This is a genomic window from Pseudomonas sp. DF5 (genome assembly GCF_058148225.1).
Genome location: NZ_JBYVYM010000016.1, coordinates 62,637 through 88,308, shown reverse-complemented (window position 1 = coordinate 88,308; position 25,672 = coordinate 62,637). Strand labels below are relative to the sequence as shown.

The 25,672-nt window shown below is 60.1% G+C and carries 25 protein-coding genes; 15 read left to right on the top strand and 10 right to left on the bottom strand.

The window, feature by feature from the left end; translation table 11 throughout:
• The first annotated feature begins 118 nt into the window (after positions 1-118).
• Entirely contained in the window at positions 119-1,714 is a 1,596-nt protein-coding gene (locus AC30D7_RS16470) for a glycoside hydrolase family 17 protein (protein WP_490134769.1), read from the top strand.
• Between the two features lie 121 nt (positions 1,715-1,835).
• Here AC30D7_RS16470 and AC30D7_RS16465 read toward each other — a convergent pair whose 3' ends face one another.
• Positions 1,836-2,204, bottom strand: coding sequence for a hypothetical protein (locus AC30D7_RS16465; protein ID WP_490134768.1), 369 nt, complete (start codon positions 2,202-2,204; stop codon positions 1,836-1,838).
• A 221-nt stretch (positions 2,205-2,425) separates the two neighbouring features.
• On the opposite strand from AC30D7_RS16465, the gene AC30D7_RS16460 reads away from it, so the two are divergent.
• Together AC30D7_RS16460 and AC30D7_RS16455 are read left to right on the top strand one after the other, a co-directional pair.
• The gene (locus tag AC30D7_RS16460; RefSeq protein ID WP_490134767.1) at positions 2,426-3,724 is read left to right on the top strand and encodes a serine/threonine protein kinase; all 1,299 of its coding nucleotides are present in this window, start codon (positions 2,426-2,428) and stop codon (positions 3,722-3,724) included.
• Positions 3,717-4,505, top strand: coding sequence for an MlaA family lipoprotein (locus tag AC30D7_RS16455; RefSeq protein ID WP_490134766.1), 789 nt, complete (start codon positions 3,717-3,719; stop codon positions 4,503-4,505). Before AC30D7_RS16460 ends, AC30D7_RS16455 begins: the two co-directional genes overlap by 8 nt.
• A gap of 184 nt (positions 4,506-4,689) precedes the next feature.
• Here AC30D7_RS16455 and AC30D7_RS16450 read toward each other — a convergent pair whose 3' ends face one another.
• The gene (locus AC30D7_RS16450) at positions 4,690-5,604 is read right to left on the bottom strand and encodes a DUF808 domain-containing protein (protein ID WP_490134765.1); all 915 of its coding nucleotides are present in this window, start codon (positions 5,602-5,604) and stop codon (positions 4,690-4,692) included.
• Between the two features lie 134 nt (positions 5,605-5,738).
• On the opposite strand from AC30D7_RS16450, the gene AC30D7_RS16445 reads away from it, so the two are divergent.
• The gene (locus AC30D7_RS16445; RefSeq protein ID WP_490134764.1) at positions 5,739-6,344 is read left to right on the top strand and encodes a TetR/AcrR family transcriptional regulator; all 606 of its coding nucleotides are present in this window, start codon (positions 5,739-5,741) and stop codon (positions 6,342-6,344) included.
• Positions 6,345-6,476: 132 nt separating this feature from the next.
• Here the strand turns inward: AC30D7_RS16445 and AC30D7_RS16440 are convergent, their stop codons facing one another.
• Together AC30D7_RS16440 and AC30D7_RS16435 are read right to left on the bottom strand one after the other, a co-directional pair.
• On the bottom strand, positions 6,477-6,935 hold the full coding sequence (locus AC30D7_RS16440) for an REP-associated tyrosine transposase (RefSeq protein WP_305422585.1): 459 nt from the start codon (positions 6,933-6,935) through the stop codon (positions 6,477-6,479).
• Positions 6,936-7,184: 249 nt separating this feature from the next.
• The gene (locus AC30D7_RS16435; protein ID WP_490134763.1) at positions 7,185-7,625 is read right to left on the bottom strand and encodes a GlcG/HbpS family heme-binding protein; all 441 of its coding nucleotides are present in this window, start codon (positions 7,623-7,625) and stop codon (positions 7,185-7,187) included.
• Between the two features lie 266 nt (positions 7,626-7,891).
• Between AC30D7_RS16435 and gcl the strand changes: the two genes are divergently transcribed.
• The 8 genes from gcl to AC30D7_RS16395 all read left to right on the top strand — a co-directional run bounded on the left by gcl (position 7,892) and on the right by AC30D7_RS16395 (position 17,579).
• A complete protein-coding gene (gene gcl / locus AC30D7_RS16430; RefSeq protein WP_490134762.1) occupies positions 7,892-9,667 on the top strand; it encodes a glyoxylate carboligase in 1,776 nt (591 codons plus the stop codon).
• Between the two features lie 145 nt (positions 9,668-9,812).
• A complete protein-coding gene (gene hyi, locus AC30D7_RS16425; protein ID WP_490134761.1) occupies positions 9,813-10,595 on the top strand; it encodes a hydroxypyruvate isomerase in 783 nt (260 codons plus the stop codon).
• Between the two features lie 150 nt (positions 10,596-10,745).
• Positions 10,746-11,636, top strand: a complete 891-nt coding sequence (locus tag AC30D7_RS16420) for a 2-hydroxy-3-oxopropionate reductase (RefSeq protein WP_490134760.1) — start codon at positions 10,746-10,748, stop codon at positions 11,634-11,636.
• A 174-nt stretch (positions 11,637-11,810) separates the two neighbouring features.
• Positions 11,811-13,091: a glycerate kinase type-2 family protein gene (locus AC30D7_RS16415; protein WP_490134759.1), complete on the top strand. Its 1,281-nt coding sequence runs from the start codon at positions 11,811-11,813 to the stop codon at positions 13,089-13,091.
• Entirely contained in the window at positions 13,081-14,496 is a 1,416-nt protein-coding gene (gene pyk, locus AC30D7_RS16410; RefSeq protein WP_490134758.1) for a pyruvate kinase, read from the top strand. The genes AC30D7_RS16415 and pyk overlap by 11 nt, the downstream gene beginning before the upstream one ends.
• 217 nt (positions 14,497-14,713) lie before the next feature.
• Positions 14,714-15,628, top strand: coding sequence for an urea transporter (locus tag AC30D7_RS16405; protein ID WP_490134757.1), 915 nt, complete (start codon positions 14,714-14,716; stop codon positions 15,626-15,628).
• A 21-nt stretch (positions 15,629-15,649) separates the two neighbouring features.
• Positions 15,650-16,474, top strand: coding sequence for an ion transporter (locus AC30D7_RS16400; protein ID WP_490134756.1), 825 nt, complete (start codon positions 15,650-15,652; stop codon positions 16,472-16,474).
• Between the two features lie 106 nt (positions 16,475-16,580).
• Positions 16,581-17,579, top strand: a complete 999-nt coding sequence (locus tag AC30D7_RS16395) for a sulfate ABC transporter substrate-binding protein (RefSeq protein ID WP_490134755.1) — start codon at positions 16,581-16,583, stop codon at positions 17,577-17,579.
• 57 nt (positions 17,580-17,636) lie between these two features.
• Here AC30D7_RS16395 and AC30D7_RS16390 read toward each other — a convergent pair whose 3' ends face one another.
• Complete coding sequence (locus AC30D7_RS16390) at positions 17,637-18,269, bottom strand: hypothetical protein (RefSeq protein WP_490134754.1); 633 nt, start codon at positions 18,267-18,269, stop codon at positions 17,637-17,639.
• A gap of 235 nt (positions 18,270-18,504) precedes the next feature.
• Here AC30D7_RS16390 and AC30D7_RS16385 point away from each other — a divergent pair, with 235 nt between their 5' ends.
• The 3 genes from AC30D7_RS16385 to AC30D7_RS16375 all read left to right on the top strand — a co-directional run bounded on the left by AC30D7_RS16385 (position 18,505) and on the right by AC30D7_RS16375 (position 20,994).
• Complete coding sequence (locus AC30D7_RS16385) at positions 18,505-19,710, top strand: MFS transporter (RefSeq protein ID WP_490134753.1); 1,206 nt, start codon at positions 18,505-18,507, stop codon at positions 19,708-19,710.
• A gap of 244 nt (positions 19,711-19,954) precedes the next feature.
• Positions 19,955-20,422, top strand: a complete 468-nt coding sequence (locus tag AC30D7_RS16380; RefSeq protein ID WP_490134800.1) for a helix-turn-helix domain-containing protein — start codon at positions 19,955-19,957, stop codon at positions 20,420-20,422.
• Positions 20,419-20,994 carry a PIN domain-containing protein gene (locus tag AC30D7_RS16375; protein WP_490134752.1) on the top strand — a complete coding sequence of 192 codons (576 nt, stop codon included), beginning with the start codon at positions 20,419-20,421 and terminating at the stop codon, positions 20,992-20,994. Before AC30D7_RS16380 ends, AC30D7_RS16375 begins: the two co-directional genes overlap by 4 nt.
• Before the next feature lie 56 nt (positions 20,995-21,050).
• Here the strand turns inward: AC30D7_RS16375 and AC30D7_RS16370 are convergent, their stop codons facing one another.
• From AC30D7_RS16370 to AC30D7_RS16350, 5 genes are read right to left on the bottom strand one after another with little or no spacing between them, the layout of a single operon-like run.
• Positions 21,051-21,449 (bottom strand): hypothetical protein, encoded by a 399-nt coding sequence (locus AC30D7_RS16370; RefSeq protein ID WP_019579595.1) that lies wholly within the window; start codon positions 21,447-21,449, stop codon positions 21,051-21,053.
• Positions 21,450-21,463: 14 nt separating this feature from the next.
• Positions 21,464-22,672 (bottom strand): c-type cytochrome biogenesis protein CcmI, encoded by a 1,209-nt coding sequence (ccmI, locus tag AC30D7_RS16365; RefSeq protein ID WP_490134751.1) that lies wholly within the window; start codon positions 22,670-22,672, stop codon positions 21,464-21,466.
• Complete coding sequence (locus AC30D7_RS16360) at positions 22,665-23,138, bottom strand: cytochrome c-type biogenesis protein (protein WP_477813937.1); 474 nt, start codon at positions 23,136-23,138, stop codon at positions 22,665-22,667. The genes ccmI and AC30D7_RS16360 overlap by 8 nt, the downstream gene beginning before the upstream one ends.
• On the bottom strand, positions 23,135-23,671 hold the full coding sequence (locus AC30D7_RS16355) for a DsbE family thiol:disulfide interchange protein (RefSeq protein WP_490134750.1): 537 nt from the start codon (positions 23,669-23,671) through the stop codon (positions 23,135-23,137). Before AC30D7_RS16355 ends, AC30D7_RS16360 begins: the two co-directional genes overlap by 4 nt.
• On the bottom strand, positions 23,668-25,671 hold the full coding sequence (locus AC30D7_RS16350) for a heme lyase CcmF/NrfE family subunit (RefSeq protein WP_490134749.1): 2,004 nt from the start codon (positions 25,669-25,671) through the stop codon (positions 23,668-23,670). Before AC30D7_RS16350 ends, AC30D7_RS16355 begins: the two co-directional genes overlap by 4 nt.
• Between the last annotated feature and the right edge of the window lies 1 nt (position 25,672).

Genomic DNA, 25,672 nt, shown 5'->3' with positions numbered 1-25,672 from the left:
CCTCAAGGCATCGAGAAACGACATCAGAAGGCCATTAATCGCGACCGTCGCAAATGCCTCGGCCGGCCCGCCCGAACTTTGCATGTCAAAACCATGCAGGCCACCAAGCGTAGGCCAAATGCAGGTAACATGCCCGGCTTTGCTCCCAGACGGCCTGAACATGCCCGCGACATCACGCTTTCCTTTTTTGGCTTATCTTTTCGCTTGCCTGCTGGGGCTGTTTGCCCTCGGCGGCTTCTGGTACGGACTCGGCAAACCGGTGATCCTTCCGGACGTGGCCAGCGCAACGCACAAACTGCAATGCGCCTCTTACACCCCGTTCGACAAGGACCAATCGCCATTCGACGTGCCGTTCAAATTGCGCCCCGAGCGCATGGACGCCGACCTCGCCCTGCTGGCGACCCGTTTCGAATGCATCCGCACCTATTCCATGACCGGCCTCCAGGATCTGCCCGACCTGGCACGCAAGCACGGCTTGAAACTGATGATCGGCGCCTGGGTCAACAGCAACCCGGTGGATACCGCCAAGGAAGTCGATCTGCTGATCGCCTCGGCCAATGCCAACCCGGATGTGGTGACCTCGGTCATCGTCGGCAACGAAGCCCTGCTGCGCAAGGAAGTCACCGGCGCACAACTGGCAACGCTGATCAATAAAGTCAAAAGCCGGATCAAGCAACCAGTGACCTACGCCGACGTCTGGGAGTTCTGGCTCAAACACCCGGAAGTCGCCCCGGCAGTGGATTTCCTCACCATCCATTTATTGCCGTACTGGGAAGATGATCCGTCGAACATTGACGCCGCGCTGCAGCATGTAGCCGAGGTGCGTCAGGTATTCGGCAACAAGTTCGCGCCCAAGGACGTGATGATTGGCGAAACCGGTTGGCCGAGCGAAGGTCGTCAGCGCGAAACGGCGCTGCCGAGCCGGGTCAATGAAGCCAAGTTCATTCGCAGCTTTGTAATCATGGCCGAGCAGCAAGGCTGGCATTACAACCTGATCGAAGCGTTCGACCAGCCTTGGAAACGCGCCAGCGAAGGTGCGGTCGGGGGTTATTGGGGACTGTTCGACGCCGATCGCCAGGACAAGGGCGTACTCGCCGGGCCGGTCTCGAACGTGCCGTACTGGTCGCAATGGCTGGCGGTGGGCGGTTTGATCTTCATCGGTACGTTGATCCTCGGCGGTCGCGTTCGCAGCACTCGCGCAGCGTTGGTGCTGCCTCTGCTCGGTGCCCTGGCGGCCTGTTCGATCGGCGCCTGGGGCGACCTGGCCCGTGTCACCACCCGTTTTGCCAGCGAATGGTTGTGGGTAGCGTTGCTGACGGGGTTGAATCTGTTGGTGCTGGCCCATGCCGCGCTGACCTTGAGCACCCGCACCGGTTGGCGTGGGCGCGCCTTCAATGCCCTTGAACATCGAGCCGGCTGGTGGCTGGCAGCGACAGGTTTTGCCGCGGCGGTGATGATGCTGGAACTGGTGTTCGACCCGCGTTATCGCAGCTTCCCGAGTGTCGCGTTCATCCTGCCGGCGCTGGTGTACCTGTGCCGCCCGGTGAGCGTGCCGCGTCGGGAAATTGCCGTGCTGACCTTCATCATCGGCGCCGGCATTGCACCGCAACTGTTTCGTGAAGGCTTGCAGAACCAGCAGGCCTGGGGCTGGGCGCTGGTGAGTGTGTTGATAGTCGCGGCGTTGTGGCGCAGCTTGCGGGTTCGCAAGGGCTGATCTTCAGCGTGTTTAATGGCCTCTTCGCGGGCAAGCCTCGCTCCTACAGGGTTGTGTCGTTCATATCATTTATGAACGACACAACCCTGTAGGAGCGAGGCTTGCCCGCGAAGACTGACTATCAGACGCTGCTAGAAGCCCGGACCAACCGCAAAGCAGCAATCACCACCGCAAACACCGCCAACGTGGTGGTGTACAACGCCAGCGCCGGAAACCCGAACACAAGCGCCAGTACCGCCAACCACCACCCTGCCCGCCCCGGCAGCACAAAACCGGTCACGGCTGCCGCCACTGCCGCCCAGCCCAGCACCTTGAAGTGAATCATCAAACCCAGGTTCGAGCGCACCTGGCATTCCCAGCGACTGGCCTCGTCAACGCAGATGCCGACCCATTGAGCATCCTCCATGAAGCCATAACGCGCGCCATAACTGGCGGCCAGCCACAATGGCAGAAGAACGAGCAGCAGAATCACGGGCAGACGGCGGGACATGAAGCACTCCAATAAACGAAATCGGCGGCCAGCTTAATCCCCCGTCCGCGCTAAGCAAACAACATCAATTAACTGTTCATGAAATAGCTGCAAAGTGTATCGTCCCGCTACCATTGCTCCGAAACTTGGCCTGTTTGCCGCCGATGCATGGCACTTTGGCCCAAATCCAATGGTCATAGCCTGCGAACTTCATCCGGCACCTTCCTCTAAGGGATCTAGTCATGCTCCGTTCCTTGCGCTTCGCCGCCCTGTTTGGCGGCTTGCTTTTAAGTGCGTCCGTACTGGCGGCCGACATTGACGCCGCCAGTTATGGCTACCCCCTGACCAACCCATTCGAGGCGACCATCGCCACGACACCGCCGGAGTTGCGTCCGGAGTTGCCACTGGACGACGACATCAACCAAGAGGATCGCAGCGTCACGTTGCGCCCGGAGCGAGAGTTCAGTCTGCCGGACAATTTCTGGCCGGTGAAAAAACTCACCTACCGCATCGCCACGCAGGATCATGCCGCACCGTTAATCTTCCTGATTTCCGGTACCGGTGCACGCTATGACAGCACCCTCAACGAATACCTGAAAAAGCTCTACTACAAGGCCGGTTATCACGTAGTGCAGCTGTCGTCGCCCACCAGTTTCGACTTCATGACCGCCGCCTCGCGTTTCGCCACTCCAGGCGTGACCAAGGACGACGCCGAAGACATGTACCGGGTGATGCAGGCCGTACGGGCGCAAAACCCGAAACTGCCGGTCACCGATTATTTCCTGACCGGTTACAGCCTCGGCGCCCTGGATGCGGCTTTTGTTGCACACCTGGATGAAACCCGTCGCAGCTTCAACTTCAAGAAAGTCTTGCTGCTCAACCCGCCGGTCAACCTCTACACCTCGGTCACCAACCTGGACAAACTGGTACAGACCGAGGTCAAAGGCATCAACAACACCACCACTTTCTATGAGCTGGTGCTGGCGAAATTGACCCGCTACTTCCAGCAAAAAGGCTACATCGACCTCAACGATGCCCTGCTCTACGACTTCCAGCAGTCCAAGCAACACCTGAGCAATGAACAGATGGCGATGCTGATCGGCACTTCATTCCGTTTCTCGGCGGCAGACATTGCCTTCACCTCCGACCTGATCAACCGTCGCGGCCTGATCACGCCACCGAAATTCCCGATCACCGAAGGCACCACCCTCACGCCGTTCCTCAAACGTGCGCTGCAGTGCGACTTCGATTGCTACATCACCGAGCAGGTCATCCCGATGTGGCGCGCCCGCACCGACGGCGGCAGCCTGCTGCAACTGATCGATCAGGTCAGCCTGTATGCGCTCAAGGACTACCTGCACGACAGCCCGAAAATCGCCGTCATGCACAACGCCGATGACGTGATCCTCGGCCCTGGTGACCTGGGTTTCCTGCGCCGCACCTTTGGCGACCGCTTGACTGTTTATCCATTGGGCGGCCATTGCGGCAACCTCAACTATCGCGTCAACAGCGACGCCATGCTGGAGTTTTTCCGTGGCTAAATACCTCCTGCTGATTGCAGCGTTACTCTGTGCAGGCGTCGCCAATGCCGACAACAGCAAAGCCAACGCCCCAGTGGTTATCGATAAAGACGGCTTCAAGGAACCGCTGAGCAAACTCAAATTCAACCCGGGGCTGGACCAGCGCGAGTTCGAACGCTCATCGCTCAACGCACTGAACGTCTATGACCCGCTGGAAGAGTGGAACCGCCGCGTCTACCACTTCAACTATCGGTTCGACGAATGGGTATTCCTGCCCGTGGTCAACGGCTATCGCTACGTCACCCCAAGTTTCCTGCGCACCGGCGTCAGCAACTTCTTCAACAACCTCGGTGATGTGCCGAACCTGGTGAACAGCCTGCTGCAATTCAAGGGGCAGCGCTCGCTGGACACCACCGCTCGCCTGCTGCTCAACACCACCATCGGTGTCGCCGGCCTGTGGGATCCGGCCACCGCCATGGGCCTGCCGCGCCGCAATGAAGACTTCGGCCAGACCCTGGGCTTCTACGGCGTACCGGGCGGCGCCTACCTGGTGCTGCCGATCCTCGGCCCGTCGAACCTGCGTGACACCGCAGGCCTGGCGGTCGATTACACCGGCGAATCGGCGATCAACTTCCTGAACGTGTCCGAAGTCAGTTCCAACCACCCGGAAATCTGGGTATTGCGCGGCGTCGACAAGCGCTATCAGAACGGCTTCCGCTACGGGCAGATGAACACACCGTTCGAGTATGAAAAAGTGCGTTACGTGTATACCGAGGCGCGCAAGCTGCAGATTGCCGAGTAACGCCGCCGGCAACAAAAAAGGCCATTCGATTTGCGTCGAATGGCCTTTTTCATGCGCGTGTATCAAACACCACCAATCACTGTAGGAGCGAGGCTTGCCCGCGAAGAACGATAACGCGGTCATTCAGTTCAACCGACGCGCTCCATTCGCGGGCAAGCCTCGCTCCTACGGGACTGACCAGGTTTCAGGCTTTCACTGTCTTCCAAACCTTGCTGACAGCCATTACCCCAATCAGCACCGCCGCCCCTGCCACAATCCCGGCCACTGCATTGAGCAACGTCGGCACGATAAAGCCGGCCCCACCAGACGCTGCGGTGACATTCTCGATCCAGTGGTGAACCACCGGCACGCCATGGGTCAGGATCCCGCCGCCGACCAGAAACATCGCCGCCGTGCCGATCACCGACAGACTTTTCATCATGTACGGCGCCGCGCGCAGAATCCCGTCGCCGATGCTTTTAGCCATCTGGCCCGGCTTCTGGGTCAGCCACAGGCCAAGGTCGTCGAGCTTGACGATGCCGGCCACCAGGCCATAGACGCCGATAGTCATGACGATGGCAATACCCGAGAGCACGATCACTTGCTGGGTCAGTGAAGCGTCAGCCACCGTGCCTAACGTGATGGCGATGATTTCTGCCGACAAAATGAAATCGGTACGAATCGCCCCTTTGATCTTGTCCTTCTCGAACGCCACCAGATCGACCGCCGGGTTGGCCACGGCCTCGACCAACTCTGCGTGTTCGGCCTGATCTTCGGCTTTGCTGTGCAGAAATTTGTGGGCAAGTTTCTCGAAGCCTTCGAAGCACAGGTAAGCGCCACCGACCATCAGCAAGGGTGTGACCAGCCATGGAATGAACGCACTGATGGCCAACGCCGACGGCACCAGAATCAGTTTGTTGAGAAACGAGCCCTTGGCGACCGCCCATACCACCGGGATTTCCCGCTCGGCACGCACGCCGGAAACCTGCTGGGCGTTGAGCGCCAGATCGTCGCCCAGTACACCGGCGGTCTTCTTCGCGGCCATTTTGGTCATCAACGCCACATCGTCCAGTACAGTGGCGATGTCGTCGATCAGCACCAGCAAACTGCTTCCTGCCATGAATCAGGTTTCCTTCTTGAATAAATGGTGCGCAGCATAACGCGACCCGAGGCCACATGGGGCATTCTTGAGCGCCGCGCGAGGCCGGTGCTACCATGCGCAACCGCCAGAACAGGCAAGGAACTCCTTGGTTTATGAGCACTATCCGCGAGCGCAACAAAGAACTGATCCTGCGTGCCGCCAGTGAAGAATTTGCCGACAAGGGCTTCGCTGCGACCAAAACCAGTGACATCGCGGCCAAGGCCGGGCTGCCCAAGCCCAACGTCTACTACTACTTCAAATCCAAGGAAAACCTCTACCGCGAGGTCCTGGAAAGTATCATCGAGCCAATCCTGCAGGCCTCGACGCCATTCAACGCCGACGGAGTGCCCAGCGAAGTGCTCAGTGGCTACATCCGTTCGAAAATCCGCATCTCCCGCGACCTGCCCTTCGCCTCCAAGGTGTTCGCCAGCGAAATCATGCACGGCGCCCCGCATCTGAGCTCCGACCTGGTCGAGCAGCTCAACGGCCAGGCCAGGCACAACATCGACTGCATCCAGACCTGGATCGACCGCGGCCAGATCGCCCCGATCGACCCCAACCACCTGATGTTCAGCATCTGGGCCGCGACCCAGACTTACGCCGATTTCGACTGGCAGATCTCCGCAGTGACCGGCAAGGCCAAGCTGGATGAGGCTGATTATGAGGCGGCGGCACAGACGATTATCCGGTTGGTGCTCAAGGGGTGTGAGGTGGACTGAACGACCGAGTGAACCCCAATCGCGGGCAAGCCCGCTCCCACAAGGATCGAGGGTGTTCACACATTTTGTATTCACCAGCAGGAACCTGTGGGAGCGGGCTTGCCCGCGATTGGGGCGACTCGATCTGAAGTCTTAAAGCCAAATAGCATCCCACAAGGGATAGTCGCCAAGCCGCTCTACAAGCCCTGCCCGCAATGGATTCGCCACTACATACCGTGCGATCTTCACCAAGTCTTCTTCTCGCCTCAATGCCCGGTCGTGATAGCCCTGCTGCCAAAGTGGTCCATTCCTGTTACTGGAAAGATTCACCTCCCGCGTAATCAGTGACTTGGTTTGACGCATCAGATTACTGAGCGAACAGTTCTCCAACTCGACAAGCCAATGGAAGTGATCAGGCATAACGACCCATGCCAGTGAATTCACTAAGCCTGTGTTTTGTGCTTGGCGAAATTGATGAACAACCAATCTGCCCAATGCGAAATCCGCAAAAACCGGCTTGCGATCAAGTGTATTGGTAGTCAGTAAATAGATTCGATTGGGTTCGGCATAGCGCCCCGTTCGTAGGCGATGTGACGCAGGAAGATCAGGCAATCCGTTGCCCCTTCATGATGGATTCATCAGAAGACTAGACCTGAGCAGCCCATAGACCGCGACAATCCATTATCTGGATGTGTCCATGAGGCCGCCATCGCGGGCAAGCCCGCTCCCACAAGGATCGAGGGTGTTCACAGAAGTTGTGTTCACCTACAAGGATCGAGGGTGTTCCCACATTTTGTGTGCACCAGCAGGAACCTGTGGGAGCGGGCTCGCCCGCGATGACATTCGATCAGACACTAAAAATCAACCAACCACTCCCGCATCCGCCCTCAACCCCTGCCCCTCGATCGCACGGATCGCACACTGCTCATCAACATCTGACAGATCCCCGCTGATGCCCACCGCTCCCAACACAATCCCGTCCTGATCCCGAATCAACACGCCACCTGGTACCGGGACGACGCTGCCCTGCCCCAGGCTATTCAGCGCGGCGAAGAAGGCCGGGCGTTGTTGGGCGTCCTGTGCCAGCAGGCGTGAGCCCTTGCCCAGGGCGATTGCGCCCCAGGCCTTGCCGATGGCGATCTGCGGGCGCAGCAGGCTGGCGCCGTCTTCCCGTTGCAGGGTTATCAAGTGCCCGCCGGCGTCCAGCACCGCAACGGTCAATGGCGCGGCAGAAATCGTTCGCCCCGCGGTGATGGCCTGATCGGCCAGGTTGACTGCGACTTTCAAGGTTAAAGCGCTCATGGTGCCGTCCTCATTTTGTTATAGGGAAAGCCGTTGGACTGCTTTGTGTTGCGCAATCCGATGCAACAAATAGAACACAATGGATTATTTTTTTGTATACAATAATTCTCGAAAAGCGCCACATGCGACGAAAAGCCACAGTACTTTGGCCTTCCGACGAATGAAACAGCCGCTTGAGAAAATGGATTGACCTGCGCCGTCCGCCGTGAATACACTCTGCGCAAAGCCACTTGTATACAATTACAAAACGTAAGAGGCACAAAACCATGAGCAAAATGAGAGCAATCGAAGCCGCCGTTCTGGTGATGCGCCGTGAAGGGGTCGATACCGCTTTTGGCATCCCTGGCGCCGCGATCAACCCGCTGTACTCCGCCTTGCAGAAGGTCGGTGGCATCGATCACGTCCTCGCTCGCCACGTTGAAGGCGCCTCGCACATGGCCGAGGGTTACACCCGCACCAAGGCCGGCAACATCGGCGTGTGCATCGGCACATCGGGACCTGCCGGTACCGACATGGTCACCGGGCTCTACAGCGCCTCGGCCGACTCGATCCCGATCCTGTGCATCACCGGGCAAGCACCGCGGGCCCGTATGCACAAGGAAGACTTCCAGGCCGTCGACATCACCAGCATAGTCAAGCCGGTCACCAAGTGGGCGACCACGGTTCTGGAGCCGGGCCAGGTGCCTTACGCCTTCCAGAAAGCCTTCTATGAGATGCGCTCCGGCCGTCCCGGCCCGGTGCTGATCGACCTGCCGTTCGACGTGCAGATGGCCGAAATCGAATTCGACATCGAGGCCTACCAGCCGCTGCCATTGGCCAAGCCGAGCGCAACCCGCGTGCAGGTGGAAAAAGCCCTGGCCATGCTCGACCAGGCTGAACGCCCATTGCTGGTAGCCGGTGGCGGCATCATCAATGCCGACGCCAGCGACTTGCTGGTGGAGTTCGCCGAGCTGACCGGTATTCCGGTGATCCCGACCCTCATGGGCTGGGGCACCATCCCGGACGATCACCCGCTGATGGTCGGCATGGTCGGTCTGCAAACCTCGCACCGTTATGGCAACGCCACGATGCTGAAGTCCGACGTGGTGCTGGGCGTGGGTAACCGCTGGGCCAACCGTCACACCGGTTCGGTCGACGTTTACACCGAAGGCCGCAAATTCATTCACGTCGACATCGAACCGACTCAGATCGGCCGCGTGTTCACCCCGGACCTGGGCATCGTGTCCGACGCCGCTGCCGCGCTGACCGTGTTCATCGAAGTCGCTCGCGAGTGGCAAGCCGCCGGCAAGCTGAAAAACCGCAGCGCCTGGCTGCAAGACTGCCAGCAGCGCAAAGCCAGCCTGCAGCGCAAGACTCACTTCGACAACGTGCCGGTCAAGCCGCAACGCGTATATGAAGAAATGAACCAGGTGTTCGGCAAGGACACCTGCTACGTCAGCACCATCGGTCTGTCGCAGATTGCCGGCGCGCAGTTCCTGCACGTCTACAAACCGCGTCACTGGATCAACTGCGGCCAGGCCGGCCCGTTGGGCTGGACCATTCCGGCAGCGCTCGGCGTGGTCAAGGCTGATCCGACCCGCAAGGTGGTGGCGCTCTCGGGCGACTACGACTTCCAGTTCATGATCGAAGAACTGGCGGTGGGCGCGCAATTCAAGCTGCCGTACATCCACGTTGTGGTGAACAACTCGTACCTGGGGCTGATCCGTCAGGCCCAGCGCGGTTTCGAGATGGACTATTGCGTGCAGCTGTCCTTCGACAACCTCAACGCTCCGGAACTCAACGGCTACGGTGTCGACCACGTCGCGGTCGCCGAAGGCCTGGGTTGCAAGGCGCTGCGGGTATTCGAACCGGGTCAGATCCAGCCTGCCCTGCGCAAGGCTCAGGAGATGATCGAAGAGTTCAAGGTGCCGGTGATCGTCGAAGTCATTCTGGAGCGCGTCACCAACATTTCCATGGGCACCGAGATCAACGCCGTCAACGAATTCGAAGACCTGGCGCTGGTCGGCAACGATGCGCCAACGGCGATTTCGCTGCTCGATTAAGAATGACCTGACACCTGTAGCAGCTGCCGAGGTACGAGGCTGCGTTGCGTGTCCGCAGGACCGCCATCGGGGGGCCGCTTCGCAGCCCAACGCAGCCTCCTGCCTCGGCAGCTGCTACAGGCACATATTTCTACAGGAGACCACCATGCCGCGTTTCGCAGCCAACCTGTCCATGTTGTTCACCGAGCAGGATTTTCTTGCCCGTTTCGATGCTGCCGCCAAGGCTGGCTTCAGTGGTGTCGAGTACCTGTTCCCCTATGACTTCAGCTCCGCCGAAATCAAGGCCAGGCTCGATGCCAACGGTCTGACCCAGGTGCTGTTCAACCTGCCGGCCGGTGACTGGGCCAAGGGCGAACGCGGTATCGCGTGCCTGCCGGATCGGGTCGAAGAGTTCCGCGCCGGTGTCGATCTAGCCATCGCTTACGCCCAAGTGCTGGGCAACACCCAGGTCAACTGCTTGGCCGGCATTCGCCCACAAGGCGTCGACGAAGCCACCGTGGAAAAAACCTTCGTCGCCAACCTCAAGTACGCGGCCGACAAGCTGCAAGCGGCGGGCATCAAACTGGTGATGGAAGCGATCAACACCCGCGACATCCCGGGCTTCTACCTGAACAACACGGCGCAAGCCCTGTCGATTCGCGAGCAGGTCGGCAGCGCCAACCTGTTCCTGCAATACGACATCTATCACATGCAAATCATGGAGGGCGACCTGGCCAGCACCATGGCCTCGCACCTGGACGAGATCAATCACGTGCAATTGGCCGACAACCCTGGGCGCAACGAACCGGGCACCGGTGAAATCAACTACCGCTTCCTGTTCGAACACCTGGACCGCATCGGTTATCAGGGCTGGGTTGGCTGTGAATACAAGCCGCTGACCACTACCGAAGCGGGTCTGGGCTGGTTGAAAACCCATAACGCGATTTGACACAGATCCTGTGGGAGCTGGCTTGCCTGCGATGGCATCACCGCGGTGTGTCTGACAGACCGTGTCGCCCGCATCGCAGGCAAGCCAGCTCCCACAAAAGCAGCCCCCCCTATTTGCTTGAAGCAGCAATAAAAACAAGAGGATTTTCTCATGGCTAAAATCGGATTTATCGGCACCGGCATCATGGGCCACCCAATGGCGGCGAACCTGCAGAAAGCCGGTCACAGCCTGTTCCTGTCGGCGCACCACGACCCTGCGCCTGCCGACCTGGTGGCCGCTGGCGCCGTTGCGCTGGCGAACCCGAAAGAAGTCGCCCAGGAAGCCGAATTCATCATCGTCATGGTGCCGGATACTCCGCAGGTCGATGACGTGCTGTTCCGCGCCGACGGTGTTGCGGCGGGTGTCAGCAAGGGCAAAGTCGTGATCGACATGAGCTCGATCTCGCCGATCGCCACCAAAACCTTCGCTGCCAAAATCAACGAGAAAGGCGCGCAATACCTCGACGCCCCGGTTTCCGGCGGTGAAGTCGGCGCCAAGGCTGCGACCCTGAGCATCATGGTCGGTGGTGAAGCCAATGCCTTCGAACGCGCCCTGCCGCTGTTCCAGGCCATGGGCAAGAACATCACCCTGGTCGGTGGCAACGGCGATGGGCAAACCGCGAAAGTGGCGAACCAGATCATCGTTGCGCTGAACATCCAGGCCGTGGCCGAAGCGCTGCTGTTCGCCTCGAAAAACGGTGCCGACCCAGCGAAGGTGCGTGAAGCGCTGATGGGTGGTTTCGCCTCGTCGAAGATCCTGGAAGTTCACGGCGAGCGCATGATCAAGGGCACCTTCGACCCGGGCTTCCGCATCAGCCTGCACCAGAAGGACCTGAACCTGGCCCTGGCCGGTGCGCGCGAGCTGAACATCAATCTGCCGAACACTGCCAATACCCAGCAAGTGTTCAGCACCTGCGCGGCCATCGGCGGCAGCAACTGGGATCACTCGGCGCTGATCAAGGGCCTGGAACACATGGCGAATTTCTCGATTCGCGATAAGTAATCCTGAGCTGAAGCTGGCTCGGTCCCTGTGGGAGCTGGCTTGCCTGCGATGGCATCGACTCAGTCTGCCTGAAAGACCGCGCCGCCTGAATCGCAGGCAAGCCAGCTCCCACAGGACCGCGTCGCAACACCTGCTGTCGTCTTATCCCAATAACAAGAATTCCGGGAGCCCGCCATGTCGGTCAATCCGCAACAATTGCTGCGCGAGCTGTTTGCCACAGCCATCGACGCGGCCCATCCGCAGCACGTCCTCGAAGCCCATTTGCCAACCGACCGCAGCGGTCGGGTGATCGTCATCGGCGCCGGTAAAGCCGCCGCAGCCATGGCCCAAGTGGTCGAACGCTGCTGGCAGGGTGAAGTGTCTGGCCTGGTGGTGACCCGCTACGGCCACGGCGCCCCGTGTGAAAAAATCGAAGTGGTCGAAGCCGCGCACCCGGTGCCGGACGCTGCCGGTCTGGCCGTTGCGAAACGGGTTCTGGAACTGGTCAACAACCTGAGCGAAGACGACCGCGTGATCTTCCTGCTCTCGGGCGGTGGCTCTGCCCTGCTCGCCTTGCCTGCCGCCGGCATCACCCTGGCTGACAAGCAATCGATCAATAAAGCGCTGCTCAAATCCGGCGCGACCATCGGCGAGATGAACTGCGTGCGCAAGCACCTCTCGGCGATCAAGGGTGGGCGTCTGGGCAAAGCCTGCTGGCCCGCCACGGTTTACACCTATGCGATTTCCGATGTGCCAGGCGATCTCGCCACCGTCATCGCCTCCGGCCCCACCGTGGCCGACCCGAGCACCTCGGCTGAAGCGTTGGCGATCCTCAAGCGTTATGCCATCGAAGTCCCGGCCTCGGTGCGCACCTGGCTGCAAAGTCCCGAGTCGGAGACGGTCAAACCCGGCGATCCGAGCCTGGCCCGCAGTCATTTCCAATTGATCGCCCGCCCACAGCAGTCACTGGAAGCGGCGGCGGTGAAAGCCCGTCAGGCGGGTTTCAGCCCGTTGATTCTCGGCGACCTGGAAGGTGAATCCCGGGAAGTGGCGAAGGTCCACGCCGGCATTGCGCGGCAGATCGTCCAGCACGGCCAGCCGCTGGCGGCGCCGTGCGTGATTCTGTCCGGCGGCGAAACCACCGTCACCGTGCGCGGCAATGGCCGTGGCGGGCGCAACGCCGAATTCCTGTTGAGCCTGACCGACAGCCTCAAAGGCCTGCCCGGCGTCTACGCCCTGGCCGGTGACACCGACGGCATCGACGGCTCCGAAGACAACGCCGGCGCCATCATGACTCCGGACAGCTATGCCCGTGCCGCCGCCCTCGGCCTCACTGCCTGCGATGAGCTGGACAATAACAATGGCTATGGCTATTTCGCGGCGCTCGATGCACTGATCGTCACCGAGCCAACCCGCACCAACGTCAACGACTTCCGCGCCATTCTGATTCTCGAGAGCCCTAATCATGACGCCTGACAAGAAGGTCAAAATCCTCGCCACCCTCGGCCCGGCCACCGACGGGATCGACGATATCCGTGAACTGGTGCGCGCCGGGGTCAATATCTTTCGCCTGAACTTCAGCCACGGCGATCACGCCGACCATGCGCAGCGCTATCAGTGGATTCGTGAAGTCGAGCGCCAGCTGAATTATCCGCTGGGGATTCTGATGGACCTGCAAGGCCCGAAACTGCGGGTCGGCAAATTCGCCCAGGGCAAAGTGCAGCTATATCGCGGCCAGGCTCTGCGCCTGGATCTGGATGCGACGCCGGGGGATCAGCGCCGGGTCAACCTGCCCCACCCGGAGATCATTGCCGCCCTGGAGCCCGGCATGGACCTGCTGCTGGACGACGGTAAGTTGCGCCTGCGGGTGGTGACCAAGTACGCCGACGCCATCGACACCACGGTGCTCAACGGCGGCGAGCTGTCGGATCGCAAAGGCGTCAACGTGCCGCAAGCGGTGCTCGACCTGAGCCCGTTGACCGCCAAGGACCGTCGCGACTTGAGCTTCGGTCTGGAGCTGGGGGTGGACTGGGTCGCGCTGTCGTTCGTGCAACGCCCGGAAGACATCCGCGAGGCCCGTGCGCTGATCGGCGACAAGGCGTTCTTGATGGCCAAGATCGAGAAGCCATCGGCCGTGACTCAGCTGCGGGAAATCGCTGAATTGAGCGATGCGATCATGGTCGCTCGCGGTGATTTGGGCGTGGAAGTGCCGGCCGAAAGCGTGCCGCAGATTCAGAAAAACATCATCGGCACCTGCCGCCAACTCGGCAAACCGGTGGTGGTGGCGACGCAGATGCTGGAGTCGATGCGCTTCTCCCCGGCCCCGACCCGTGCCGAAGTCACCGACGTCGCCAACGCGGTGGCCGAAGGCGCGGACGCGGTGATGCTGTCGGCGGAAACCGCGTCTGGCGAGTACCCGCTGGAAGCCGTGCAGATGATGAGCAAGATCATCCGCCAGGTGGAAAACGGCCCGGATTATCAGACCCAACTGGACGTGAGCCGGCCAAAAGCCGAGGCCACGGTGTCGGACGCGATCAGCTGCGCGATCCGCCGTATCAGCAATGTGCTGCCGGTGGCGGTGCTGGTGAACTACAGCGAGTCCGGCACCTCGAGCCTGCGGGCCGCACGGGAGCGGCCGACGGTGCCGATCCTCAACCTGACGCCGAACCTGCAAACCGCCCGGCGATTGACGGTGGCGTGGGGCGTGCATTCGGTGGTCAACGATCGGCTGCGGCAGGTGGATGAAGTGTGCTCGACGGCACTGGAAATCGCCCAGGCACAGGGGATGGCTCAGCGCGGGGATACGTTGCTGATTACCGCGGGCGTGCCCTTTGGGCAGCCGGGGTCAACCAATTCGTTGCGCATCGAGACATTGCTCTAAAGAACTCCCCCTGTAAGAGCTACCCCGGTAAGAACTACCCCTGTGGCGAGGAGCTTGCTCCCGCTCGGCTGCGAAGCAGTCGTCGCTTTGGCATGACGGTTTCACCAGAAAGACCGCATTGCTGATTTCAGGGCTGCTCCGCAGCCCAGCGGGAGCAAGCTCCCTCGCCACAGATTTGTGCAAGACCCTGGATTTTCCTCTGCCCTAGACCCCACCCATGCCTGCCAACCACTTCAACACCCACTGCCCCGACTGGGCGACCGCCCTGCTTAACGGCTTCAGCCAGATATTCCTCCAGCGCCATCCGCTGTGCGGGCTGTTGTGTCTATTGGCGATTCTTTTCACCGCACCCGCTCTGCTCGGCGGCGCATTGCTGGGCGGTGTCGCCGGGCTGCTCACTGCGCAACGTCGCGGGTATGCCAAGGCGGATCGTCAGGCCGGACTATTCAGTTACAACGGTATTTTGCTCGGCCTGCTGCTGAGCCTGCATTTCCCATGGTCAGCACTGTTGCCACCGCTGATCATCGCCTGCGGCGGCCTGAGTGCGATGCTCACTCAGCAATGGCTCAAAGGTGCTCGCGATGATCAATGTCTACCGGCGTACACCGCACCCTTCGTTGGGTTGAGCTGGTTACTGCTCGGCTTTGCCGCACCACAGCAACCCGTTCCGCTGATCGAACTGAACACCCTCAACCTGCTCGCCGCCGAATTGAAAGGCCTGGGGCAAGTCATGTTCCTCGGCCATCCCTTGGCCGGCGCGCTGATTGCCGCCGGGTTACTGCTCGCCGATCGCCGCGCTTTCCTGTGGGCACTGCTCGGCTCCGCTGCCGGCCTCGGATTTGCCCTTCTGCATGGCGAAACTTCAAATGCCTTGCAGGGTTTGAGCGGTTACAACGCGGTACTCGCCGCCCTCGCCTTCAGCCCGCAACGCCGCCAACCTTGGCTGCCGCTGCTCGGCATTCTGCTCGCGGTATTGCTCACGCCGGGGTTCGCCGCACTGGGCCTGGCAACGCTGACCGCGCCGTTCATTCTTGCCAGCTGGCTGATTCGCGCAGGCATTCGGGTATTACGTCAGGCCGCCATGGACAGCGCACCTTGCGCTAGCGGGGAGAATCACCCTAGGCTGCGCTGATTCTCGATTCAGGCGTTATCCATGGACAGCAGCAAAAACTGGCGTGAAGAGCTTTACGTCATGATCTTCCAGACCGACACCCGGGCCGGTCGGCGTTTTGACAGCATCTTGCTGTTGATCATCCTCGCCAGCCTGGTGATCGTGGTTCTGGACAGTATCGACAGCGTTCACCAGAACTACGCCGACGTGCTGGCGTACATCGAGTGGGGCTTCACCGTCATTTTCATCATCGAATACGGCCTGCGCCTGTATTGCTCACCCAAGCCGCTGCGCTACGCGTTCAGCTTCTATGGGCTGGTGGATTTGCTGGCGATCGTGCCGGGTATTCTCGCGCTGTATTACAGCGATGCGCAGTACCTGCTGATCATCCGGATCATACGAATGCTGCGGATTTTCCGCGTGCTCAAGCTCAGCCCATATCTGAAACAAGCCAACTATTTGATGTCGGCATTGCGCGGCAGCAAGCAGAAAATCGTCGTATTTCTGCTCAGCGTCAGCACCCTGGTGACGGTGTTCGGCACCTTGATGTACGTGATCGAAGGCCCGGAGCACGGCTTCACCAGCATTCCCAAAGGCATCTATTGGGCTATCGTGACGCTGACCACCGTGGGTTTTGGCGACATCGTGCCCAAGACGCCGCTGGGCCAGGTGATTTCATCCCTGGTGATGATCACCGGCTACTCGATCATCGCCGTGCCGACGGGGATCTTCACCGCGGAACTGGCCAACGCCATGCGTGGTGAACAACTGCAACACGATTGCCCGACCTGCAAGAAAAGCAGCCATGAACACAGCGCGGCGTTCTGCTCCCGTTGTGGCAATGCGTTGTTCAAGAAAATGGAATAAGCAAAGTGTTTTTTAATCTTTAAGAGACTATGCGAGCCCGGCTATAGTCGCTGGCAAATTGCCAATAATCTCTATCGAACACGTTTGATAAAACAAGGAATGCGCAGTGAAAAAACTCTTTGGCGCCTCACTTCTGGCCGCTGGCCTGGCCTTGAGCAGCATGGCTCAGGCCGCACCGACCCTGCTTAACGTTTCCTACGACGTGATGCGAGATTTCTACAAGGACTACAACGCTGCCTTCCAGAAACACTGGCAAGCCGAGCACAACGAAAACATCACGCTGCAGATGTCCTTCGGCGGCTCCAGCAAACAGGCGCGCTCGGTTATCGATGGCCTGCCGGCTGACGTCATCACCATGAACATGGCCACCGACATCAACGCCCTGGCGGATAACGGCAAACTGGTCCCGGACAACTGGGTCACACGCCTGCCGGACAACAGCGCGCCGTTCACTTCGGCCACCGTGTTCATCGTGCGCAAAGGCAACCCGAAAGCCCTGAAAGACTGGCCGGACTTGCTCAAGGATGGCGTGCAGGTAATCGTCCCCAACCCGAAAACCTCGGGCAACGGCCGCTACACCTATCTCTCGGCCTGGGGCTATGTGCTGAAAAACGGCGGTGACGAAAACAAGGCAAAAGCCTTCGTCGGCAAACTGTTCAAACAAGCGCCGGTGCTAGATACCGGTGGCCGCGCCGCCACGACTACGTTCATGACCAACCAGATCGGCGACGTGCTGGTGACCTTCGAAAACGAAGCGGAAATGATTGCTCGCGAATTTGGTCGTGATCAGTTCGAAGTGATTTACCCGAGTGTTTCCGCCGAAGCCGAGCCGCCGGTGTCGGTGGTCGACAAAACCGTCGACAAGAAAGGCACTCGCGCGGCTGCCGAGGAGTATCTGAAATACCTGTGGTCGCCGGAAGGTCAGGAAATTGCGGCTGCCAACTACCTGCGTCCGCGTGACCCAGCGGTGTTGGCGAAATACACCGATCGCTTCCCGAAAGTGGATTTCCTGTCGGTGGAGAAGACCTTTGGTGACTGGCGCACCGTGCAGAAGACTCACTTCAATGATGGTGGGGTTTTCGACCAGATTTACAACGGCCAGTAATCACTGAGTTCTATGAAAGAGGCGACCTGTGAAGGTCGCCTTTTTTGTGGGATACCGTTACATCGGCGGTGTCACACCGTCCTTGCCGGCCGAAATGGATTGAGCGGTCAGTGTCCCGTCGGCACTCTGGGTCACAAACGTCACGATCTTCACGCCCACCTTCAGCAAGCTGCGATCCCCCGACACCAGATTGACGATCGGCACATCCTCCGGCACCAGAATCGTCTGTTGGCCGCCCTTGTAACTGACGGTCAGAACCCGGCCGTTGCTGACCACCAGATCGCCTACGCTGCCATTGGTCATGCTGCTGCCCTTGACCAGATCAAAAGGCCGATGGCCGTCGCCGCTGCCGGCCAGTTCCGGCGGGAAGACGTGGACTTCCAGCGCCTTGAGCGTGCCATCCTCCTGCGGCACGGCAGCCGAGCCGATGTAGCTGCCGGGCTTGATGTCTTCGATATTGGCCAGGGTGACGGCGCGGATTTTGGTGTCCTTGGTCAGGTTGATCACCACGTTTTCGCCGCTGTTGACATGGACCTTCATGACGTCGGCGCTGATGCCGGTGATCTCGCCGCGCACGCCGATGCGCATTCCCGGCGGCACATCGGACGCCTGAGCGAAACTTATCGTGAACAAGCTGATCAAGGTAACAACTGAAGCGCCGCGGATCAGGTGACGGAACATCACATTCATATCGAAGTACCTTCCGGTTTATGGAGCGCAGGAGAACATAAGCACGCTATCGAAGAGGATGTAAGTGAATGTATCATCGGATCCCACTGTTCGGACGCATGGTTCATCGGCAGACAGCGCATACCGGCGTCACTCATTCCGCAACGGAATGATTACTATCAATCCAAACCCTCTTCCGCCGCTCTAGCCAGCCGATTAGCCTCCGCGCATTCTTTCTTGTTCAGCGAGCCACGTTATGAATCCAGCGACTCAGGCGCCCCACGGTGCCGCGACAATGACCCGGGGCATGGTGCTGCTTTTCGCCTTCTGCTGCGGCGCGATCGTTGCCAACATCTACTACGCCCAGCCGATCATCGGCCTGATCGCGCCGGACATCGGCCTGACCGACACCATGGCCAGCCTGATCGTTTCGCTGACGCAGATTGGTTATGCGCTGGGCCTGTTCTTTCTGGTGCCGCTGGGTGATCTGCTGGAGAACCGTCGCTTGATGATCACCACCACCGTGGTGGCGATTGCCAGTTTGCTGGGCGCGGCGTTCACCGATCAACCGAACGTTTTCCTGTTGATTTCGCTGCTGGTGGGTTTCAGCTCGGTGTCGGTACAGATCCTGATTCCGCTGGCCGCCCACCTGACGCCGGAAGCGTCACGCGGCCGCGTGGTTGGCGGGATTATGGGCGGTCTGCTGTTGGGAATTCTGCTGGCTCGGCCGGTGTCCAGCGTAGTGGCCGACCACTTCGGATGGCGTGCGATGTTCGTCATCGCTGCGGTGTTGATGGCAGCGATCAGCATCGTCCTGGCCCTGACGGTGCCCAAGCGTCAGCCTGATCACAGTGCCTCTTATGGCCAGTTACTGGGCTCGCTCTGGACGCTACTGCGCCAGCAACCGGTGTTGCGTCAACGGGCCTTTTACCAAGCCTGCATGTTCGCCACCTTCAGCCTGTTCTGGACCGCCGTACCGCTGGAACTGACGCGCAATCATGGCTTGTCGCAAACCCAGATCGCGATCTTCGCCCTGGTCGGAGCCATCGGCGCGATTGCCGCGCCCATCGCCGGTCGACTGGCCGATGCCGGCCACACCCGCCTCGCCTCGCTGCTGGCGATGCTGTTCGCCAGCCTGAGCTTCCTGCCGGCCTTCATCCACCCGGCCTACAGCGTCATCGGCCTGGCTGTGACGGGCGTGGTGCTGGATTTCTGCGTGCAAATGAACATGGTCCTCGGCCAGCGCGCGGTCTACACCCTCGACGCCAAGAGCCGCGGCCGTCTGAATGCGCTGTACATGACCAGCATCTTCATCGGCGGCGCGTTCGGCTCATCGGTGGCCAGTGCGGTGTACGAACACGGTGGCTGGTTGTGGATCGTGATTGTCGGCAGCGTGTTTCCGTTGCTGGCGTTGTTGCGGTTCTTGAGTGCTTCGGAGAAGCCTGCACTGGCGACGGCGTAACAACGTTAGAAACATCGTGAACAAACGTAAGTCCCTGTGTGAGCGGGCTTGCCCGCAAAAGCGTCAGGTCAGTCGACATTTCTGCTAAATGTCACACCGCCTTCGCGAGCAAGCCTACACACCCGATCTCCAGCACTAACGCGACTGCATAAGGAGCTGAAAAGCCGGTCGTTTCGTTTATTGCGATTTTCGTTTGATTCGAATAGCCTTCCAATATCGATTATTCAAAATATTGGAAAGCATCATGTCACCAGTTATCCATCCCGCCCTTAACCTGCCTATGGAGCGTGAGGTCCAGGCCGCTATCGAAGGTCAGCGCGCCTTGGCTGCCTACCTCGCCACCCAATTCGAAACTCAGCATATCCAGATTTTCGATGAGCAGAATGAAGCACACAGCGTCGAACTTCCCACCTCAGCGCTTCGGTTGCTTGTCGACATCCTGGCAGAGCTCGCTGCAGGCAACGCCGTCAAAGTGGTCCCGGTACACGCTGAACTGACCACCCAGGAAGCGGCTGACTTGCTCAATGTCTCACGCCCGCACCTGATCAAACTGCTGGAGTCCGGTGAGTTGTCCTACCACAAAACCGGCAAGCACCGACGTGTGCGCTTTACCGATTTGATGGACTATAAAACCCGGCGCGACATAGCCAGCGAGCAAGCAATGACGCTTCTCGCCGAGCAGGCACAAGCGTTAAGGACAGGATACGAGTGAGGCACTCCCCTTTTACCGCTGTATATGACGCATGTGTTTTGTACCCCGCTCCCTTGAGAGACTTTCTGATGTGGCTCGCGCTCTCCGGGCGTTTCAGGGCGCGATGGTCACTGGAGATACATAACGAATGGAAACGCAATCTGCTGAAGAACCGCCCGGACCTGACTACAGAGCAGTTGGATCGCACGTCCGACTTGATGGATCAGGCCATACCTGATGCTTGCGTCTACGGTTACGAAAGGCTGATCGAAGGGCTAACACTGCCTGATGTCGATGACCGACATGTTCTGGCTGCCGCTATACGCTGCAATGCCAGTGTCATCGTGACCTTTAACCAGAAAGATTTTCCGGATGAAACACTGGGAGCCTTTGGCATCGAAGCCCAGCATCCTGACGAGTTCGTCGATAACCTCTTTGATCTGGACCCGGCAGCAGTTGTTGCGGCAGCACAACGACAACGCAAACAGCTAAAGACGCCGCCGATGGATGTCACCACTTATCTCGAACTGCTGTTACGCCAGGGCCTGAATCGGTCGAGCAAGGCGTTGACCCACTATAAGGCGATTCTTTAATCGCCTTTCATAAATGCTGAAAAGCAAAACGGCGATCCTCAGATCGCCGTTTCCATTTACTGCCCGAACTGTCTGCCCAACCCACCCGGCACTCCATGGATATCCGTCTCTTCCCACGGCCCGTTAGGGCTGATCGAGCGGCTCCAGCCGTTGTCCCAGCGATAGTAGGTGCGCTGGCGGTAGAAGGTGTTGGTTTGATTGTCGAGGACGTAAACACCGAGTTTCGCATCCCAATGGCTGTTGCCCCCCGGTGGCGGGGCGAAGCTGGCGGAGGTGCGTTGCACCGGCTTCGATGGTTTGCTCGGCGTGACCGGTTTGCTAGGCGTGGTCGGTTTGGTGCTCGGCTGCGAGGGCGGGATTGGCGGCAGCCGTTCGGGTTCGTACTCCTGGACCGCACACGCGCTTAGCCCCAAAACCATCATGCTGAGGAGAGTGATACGAGCGAAGGCGGTCATGGCGGCGTTTCCTGTTATTTATCCGGGCTGTCGATGGTCAGTTTTTGTGGCGCGGTGGTGCTGGTGGCCAAAGGTTGGCTACGACCGATCCATTCGCCGGCAGTCGGTTGGCCGGCGCGGGAGATGCGCGCAACCAGTTGGACTTCGGGGAAGTTCGACAGTTTCAACTGGGGCATCATTGCATCCGCATCGCCCAGCTCGACGGTCGCTGGCAGGTCGGCAACGGTCAGACGCTTGGCCGCCAATGGTGCGGGCGGGCCTGCGGTGGCGCGGGCGAAGATGAACACGCTGTCGCCGGGCTGGACCTTGGCTTTCAATTCCGGTGCAAGATCGACATGCACCTTGAGCCGTGCTGCAACCTTCACTGCCGGAGCCTGAACCTGAGCCACCTTGCCGCCGCTGGCTTCAAGCTTCTCGGCGGCCTTGGCGATGCCGCCTTGCAGCGCGACACGGGACTGATCATCCGGCGGCAGTTGCACCAACAGGCGATTCCAGTAGTCGATGGCGTCCTGGTAACGCTCGCCTTCGAAGGCTGCGATGCCCAGCAGACCGAGGCTGGTGACCTCCTTTGGATCGGCTTTCAGTGCTTCGTCCGTCAGGGCCTGGACCTTGTCCGACCACTTCTTGCCATCGGCGAAGTATTGAGCCTGAGCCCACTGCCCGAGCAGTTCCGGCTGGCGACCGGCCAGGTTCACGGTACGCTCGAAGATCTTCGCCGCATCGCCAGGGCGGTCCTGAGCCATGTAAGTGCGGCCAAGGAAGTACAGGCCTTCGGCCGAATCCGGTTGGGCCGCAACCGCACGCTCCAGGCGACGGGTCATGTCTTCCATCGACTGCGGCGCCTGGGCGAACTCGCGGGTCAGCTCGACTTTGTCGCTGGCACCGAAATGCAGGTACAGCCCAAGGCCCAGCACGGGCACCAGAATTGCCGCCAGCAATGGCAATGGCTTGCCCAGGCGCGACACTCGCGGTGCCTCGACGCCTTCAGTGTCGGCAAGCAGTTCACGAGCGGCTTCGGCGCGGCCGGCATTCATTTGTTCGGCGTTGAGTACGCCTTCTTCCTGCTGAGTCTGCAACTCAGCCACGCGCTCCTGATACAGCGCGACGTTCAGCGCCGTACGATCCTCTTCAAGCTGGGCGCGACGACCGCGCAGAACGGGGATCAGCAAAAAACTCAGGGCTACCAGAAGCAGCAGGCCTGCAGCGAGCCAGAAATCAATCATGCTTGGTTTTATCCAACAGGTGGTCGAGGCGCTCACGCTCATCAAAAGAGAGCTCATCCTTGCTGTCGGCACGTTGCACGCGACGGCGGCGGACGATCACGGCGATGATCACAAAACCGCCCAGCAGCAGGCCGGCCGGGCCGAACCAGAGCAATGCGGTCTTGGCGTTGAGGGCAGGCTTGTAGCGGACGAAGTCACCGTAGCGGTCGACCATGAAGTCGATGATCTGCTGGTTGTCCTTGCCCTCGCCGAGCATGCGGAAAATCTCTTTGCGCAGGTCGGCGGCGATCGGTGCGTTGGAATCGGCAATGTCCTGATTCTGGCACTTGGGGCAACGCAGCTCTTTGGTCAGCTCGCGAAAACGCTCGCGATCGCCCTCTTTGGCGAACTCATAGGTATCGATGGCGGCGTGGGCCACGCCAGCCATGCTCAACCCCAGAACGGCGGCGGCAATCCAGCGCTTCATGGCTTGGCCTCGTCGAGCAGCGCCTGATACTTGGCCGCCAGTTTTTCGCGCCAGACCTGTTCGTCGATCACCCCGACGAACTTGTCGCGGATGATGCCCTTGGCGTCGATGAAGAAGGTTTCCGGTGCGCCATACACGCCGAGGTTCAGGCCCAGGGTGCCTTCATCGTCACGGACGTCCAGTTGATACGGGTTGTGGAACTCGGCCAGCCACTTCAAGGCGTCTGCATTGGTGTCCTTGTAGTTGATGCCGTAGATCACCACGCCCTTCTCGGCCAGTTTGTTCAACACCGGGTGCTCGACCCGGCAGGAAATGCACCAGGTGCCCCAGACGTTGACCAGCGCCGGTTTACCCAGAATGTCCGCTTTGGTCAGGGTTTTGTCGCCCTGCACCGAGGGCAGGGAAAACTCCGGGAACGGCTTGTCGATCATCGCCGAGGGCAACTCGGCCGGGTTCAGGTACAGCCCCCGATACAGAAAAACAGCAACCACCAGAAAAATCGCCAGCGGCAACAGCATCAACCAACGTCTCATGCGGTGGCTCCCGTCATGCCGAGCGCTTCACGCACGCGGCTTTTTACCTTGACTCGATAACGGCGATCCAGCGCCGCCAACAACCCACCCAAACCGGTGAGAAGCCCACCGAACCAGATCCAGCGCACGAACGGTTTGACGTGCACGCGAACCGCCCAGGCGCCCTCGCCCAACGGCTCGCCCAGTGCGACGTACAGGTCACGGGTGAAACCGGCGTCGATCCCGGCCTCGGTCATCATCGAGTTCTGCACCGTGTACAGGCGTTTTTCCGGGTGCAGCACGCTGACTTCCTTACCGTCGCGGATCACCCGTACGGTGCCCTTGTCGGACGTGAAATTCGGGCCTTCGAAGTGCTTGGCGCCTTCGAACACAAACTGGTAACCGGCCAGGCTCATGGACTCACCCGGTGCCAGGCGCAGATCACGCTCGGCGCTGTTCTGGCTCGACAACACGACACCCAGCGCGCACACGGCGATACCCAAATGCGCGAGTTGCATGCCCCAATAACTGCGGGTCAGGGTCGGCAGTCCTTTGATCAGGCCTTTGTGGCGAGTCTTGTCGAAAATGTCCCGCACACCGGCCAGCAACACCCAGGCAGCCAACATGAAGGTTGCCAGCACCGCCCAGTTGAAATCACCGTAAGCAACGCCCGCGACGACGGCCAACGCGGCGCTGCCGAGTAATACCGGAGTCAGCATGCCCATCAGCCATTTGACCGGGGTGTCTTTCCAGCGCACCACCACGCCGACCGCCATCACTGTCATCAGGATCGCCATCAACGGAATGAACAGCGCGTTGAAGTACGGCGGGCCGACCGACAGCTTGGCGCCGGTCATCGCGTCAAGGATCAGCGGATACAGGGTGCCCAGCAGAATCATCGAAGCAGCCACCACCAGCACCAGGTTGTTGCCCAGCAGCAGGGTCTCCCGGGACCAGAGGTTGAAGCCGACATGGCTCTTGACCACCGGCGCGCGCAGGGCGAACAGCGTCAATGAACCACCGACCACAAACAGCAGGAAGACCAGAATGAACACACCACGCTCAGGGTCGGAGGCAAAGGCGTGAACCGAGGTCAGTACGCCGGAACGCACCAGGAAGGTCCCGAGCAGGCTCAACGAGAATGCGGCGATGGCCAACAGCACGGTCCAGCTCTTGAACACGCCACGTTTTTCCGTGACCGCCAACGAGTGAATCAGCGCCGTGCCCACCAGCCAAGGCATGAAGGACGCGTTTTCCACCGGGTCCCAGAACCACCAGCCACCCCAGCCGAGTTCGTAGTAGGCCCACCAGGAACCCAACGTGATACCGATGCCAAGGAAAGCCCAGGCGACGATGGTCCACGGACGGGACCAGCGCGCCCACGCCGCATCGAGACGACCGCCCAATAGCGCGGCGATGGCGAAGGCGAAGGCCACGGAGAAACCGACATACCCCATGTACAGCATCGGCGGATGAACAATCAGGCCGATGTCTTGCAGCAGAGGATTAAGATCGCGCCCGTCCGCCGGCATCTGCGGCAAGATCCGGGCGAAAGGGTTGGACGTCAGGATCAGGAACAGCAGGAAACCCGTGCTGATCATGCCCATCACAGCCAACACCCGGGCCAGCATCACTTGCGGCAACTGTCGGGAGAACACCGAAACCGCGAAGGTCCAGCCGCCGAGAATCAACGCCCACAGCAGCAACGAACCTTCGTGAGCGCCCCACACGGCGCTGAACTTGTAGTACCACGGCAGCGCGCTGTTGGAGTTGCTGGCCACATAGGCGACGGAGAAGTCGTCCGCCATGAACGCATAGGTCAGGCAACCGAAGGCGAACAGCAAAAACGCGAACTGCCCCCACGCGGCCGGCTGGGCCAGGCTCATCCACAAACGGTCGCCGCGCCAGGCACCGAGCAACGGCACCACGGCCTGCACCAAGGCAAAACACAACGCCAGGATCATGGCCAGATGGCCGAGCTCTGGGATGAACAGCCCTGAACTGTAAAGTGCGGAAGTCATC

Bases quoted from the DNA above. Each gene is read 5' to 3' on its own strand.
- AC30D7_RS16470 (WP_490134769.1), top strand. From the start codon at position 119: ATGCAGGTAACATGCCCGGCTTTGCTCCCAGACGGCCTGAACATGCCC.
- AC30D7_RS16465 (WP_490134768.1), bottom strand. From the start codon at position 2,204: ATGTCCCGCCGTCTGCCCGTGATTCTGCTGCTCGTTCTTCTGCCATTG.
- AC30D7_RS16460 (WP_490134767.1), top strand. From the start codon at position 2,426: ATGCTCCGTTCCTTGCGCTTCGCCGCCCTGTTTGGCGGCTTGCTTTTA.
- AC30D7_RS16450 (WP_490134765.1), bottom strand. From the start codon at position 5,604: ATGGCAGGAAGCAGTTTGCTGGTGCTGATCGACGACATCGCCACTGTA.
- AC30D7_RS16445 (WP_490134764.1), top strand. From the start codon at position 5,739: ATGAGCACTATCCGCGAGCGCAACAAAGAACTGATCCTGCGTGCCGCC.
- AC30D7_RS16435 (WP_490134763.1), bottom strand. From the start codon at position 7,625: ATGAGCGCTTTAACCTTGAAAGTCGCAGTCAACCTGGCCGATCAGGCC.
- gcl (WP_490134762.1), top strand. From the start codon at position 7,892: ATGAGCAAAATGAGAGCAATCGAAGCCGCCGTTCTGGTGATGCGCCGT.
- hyi (WP_490134761.1), top strand. From the start codon at position 9,813: ATGCCGCGTTTCGCAGCCAACCTGTCCATGTTGTTCACCGAGCAGGAT.
- AC30D7_RS16420 (WP_490134760.1), top strand. From the start codon at position 10,746: ATGGCTAAAATCGGATTTATCGGCACCGGCATCATGGGCCACCCAATG.
- AC30D7_RS16415 (WP_490134759.1), top strand. From the start codon at position 11,811: ATGTCGGTCAATCCGCAACAATTGCTGCGCGAGCTGTTTGCCACAGCC.
- pyk (WP_490134758.1), top strand. From the start codon at position 13,081: ATGACGCCTGACAAGAAGGTCAAAATCCTCGCCACCCTCGGCCCGGCC.
- AC30D7_RS16405 (WP_490134757.1), top strand. From the start codon at position 14,714: ATGCCTGCCAACCACTTCAACACCCACTGCCCCGACTGGGCGACCGCC.
- AC30D7_RS16400 (WP_490134756.1), top strand. From the start codon at position 15,650: ATGGACAGCAGCAAAAACTGGCGTGAAGAGCTTTACGTCATGATCTTC.
- AC30D7_RS16390 (WP_490134754.1), bottom strand. From the start codon at position 18,269: ATGAATGTGATGTTCCGTCACCTGATCCGCGGCGCTTCAGTTGTTACC.
- AC30D7_RS16385 (WP_490134753.1), top strand. From the start codon at position 18,505: ATGAATCCAGCGACTCAGGCGCCCCACGGTGCCGCGACAATGACCCGG.
- AC30D7_RS16380 (WP_490134800.1), top strand. From the start codon at position 19,955: ATGTCACCAGTTATCCATCCCGCCCTTAACCTGCCTATGGAGCGTGAG.
- AC30D7_RS16370 (WP_019579595.1), bottom strand. From the start codon at position 21,449: ATGACCGCCTTCGCTCGTATCACTCTCCTCAGCATGATGGTTTTGGGG.
- ccmI (WP_490134751.1), bottom strand. From the start codon at position 22,672: ATGATTGATTTCTGGCTCGCTGCAGGCCTGCTGCTTCTGGTAGCCCTG.
- AC30D7_RS16360 (WP_477813937.1), bottom strand. From the start codon at position 23,138: ATGAAGCGCTGGATTGCCGCCGCCGTTCTGGGGTTGAGCATGGCTGGC.
- AC30D7_RS16355 (WP_490134750.1), bottom strand. From the start codon at position 23,671: ATGAGACGTTGGTTGATGCTGTTGCCGCTGGCGATTTTTCTGGTGGTT.
- AC30D7_RS16350 (WP_490134749.1), bottom strand. From the start codon at position 25,671: ATGACTTCCGCACTTTACAGTTCAGGGCTGTTCATCCCAGAGCTCGGC.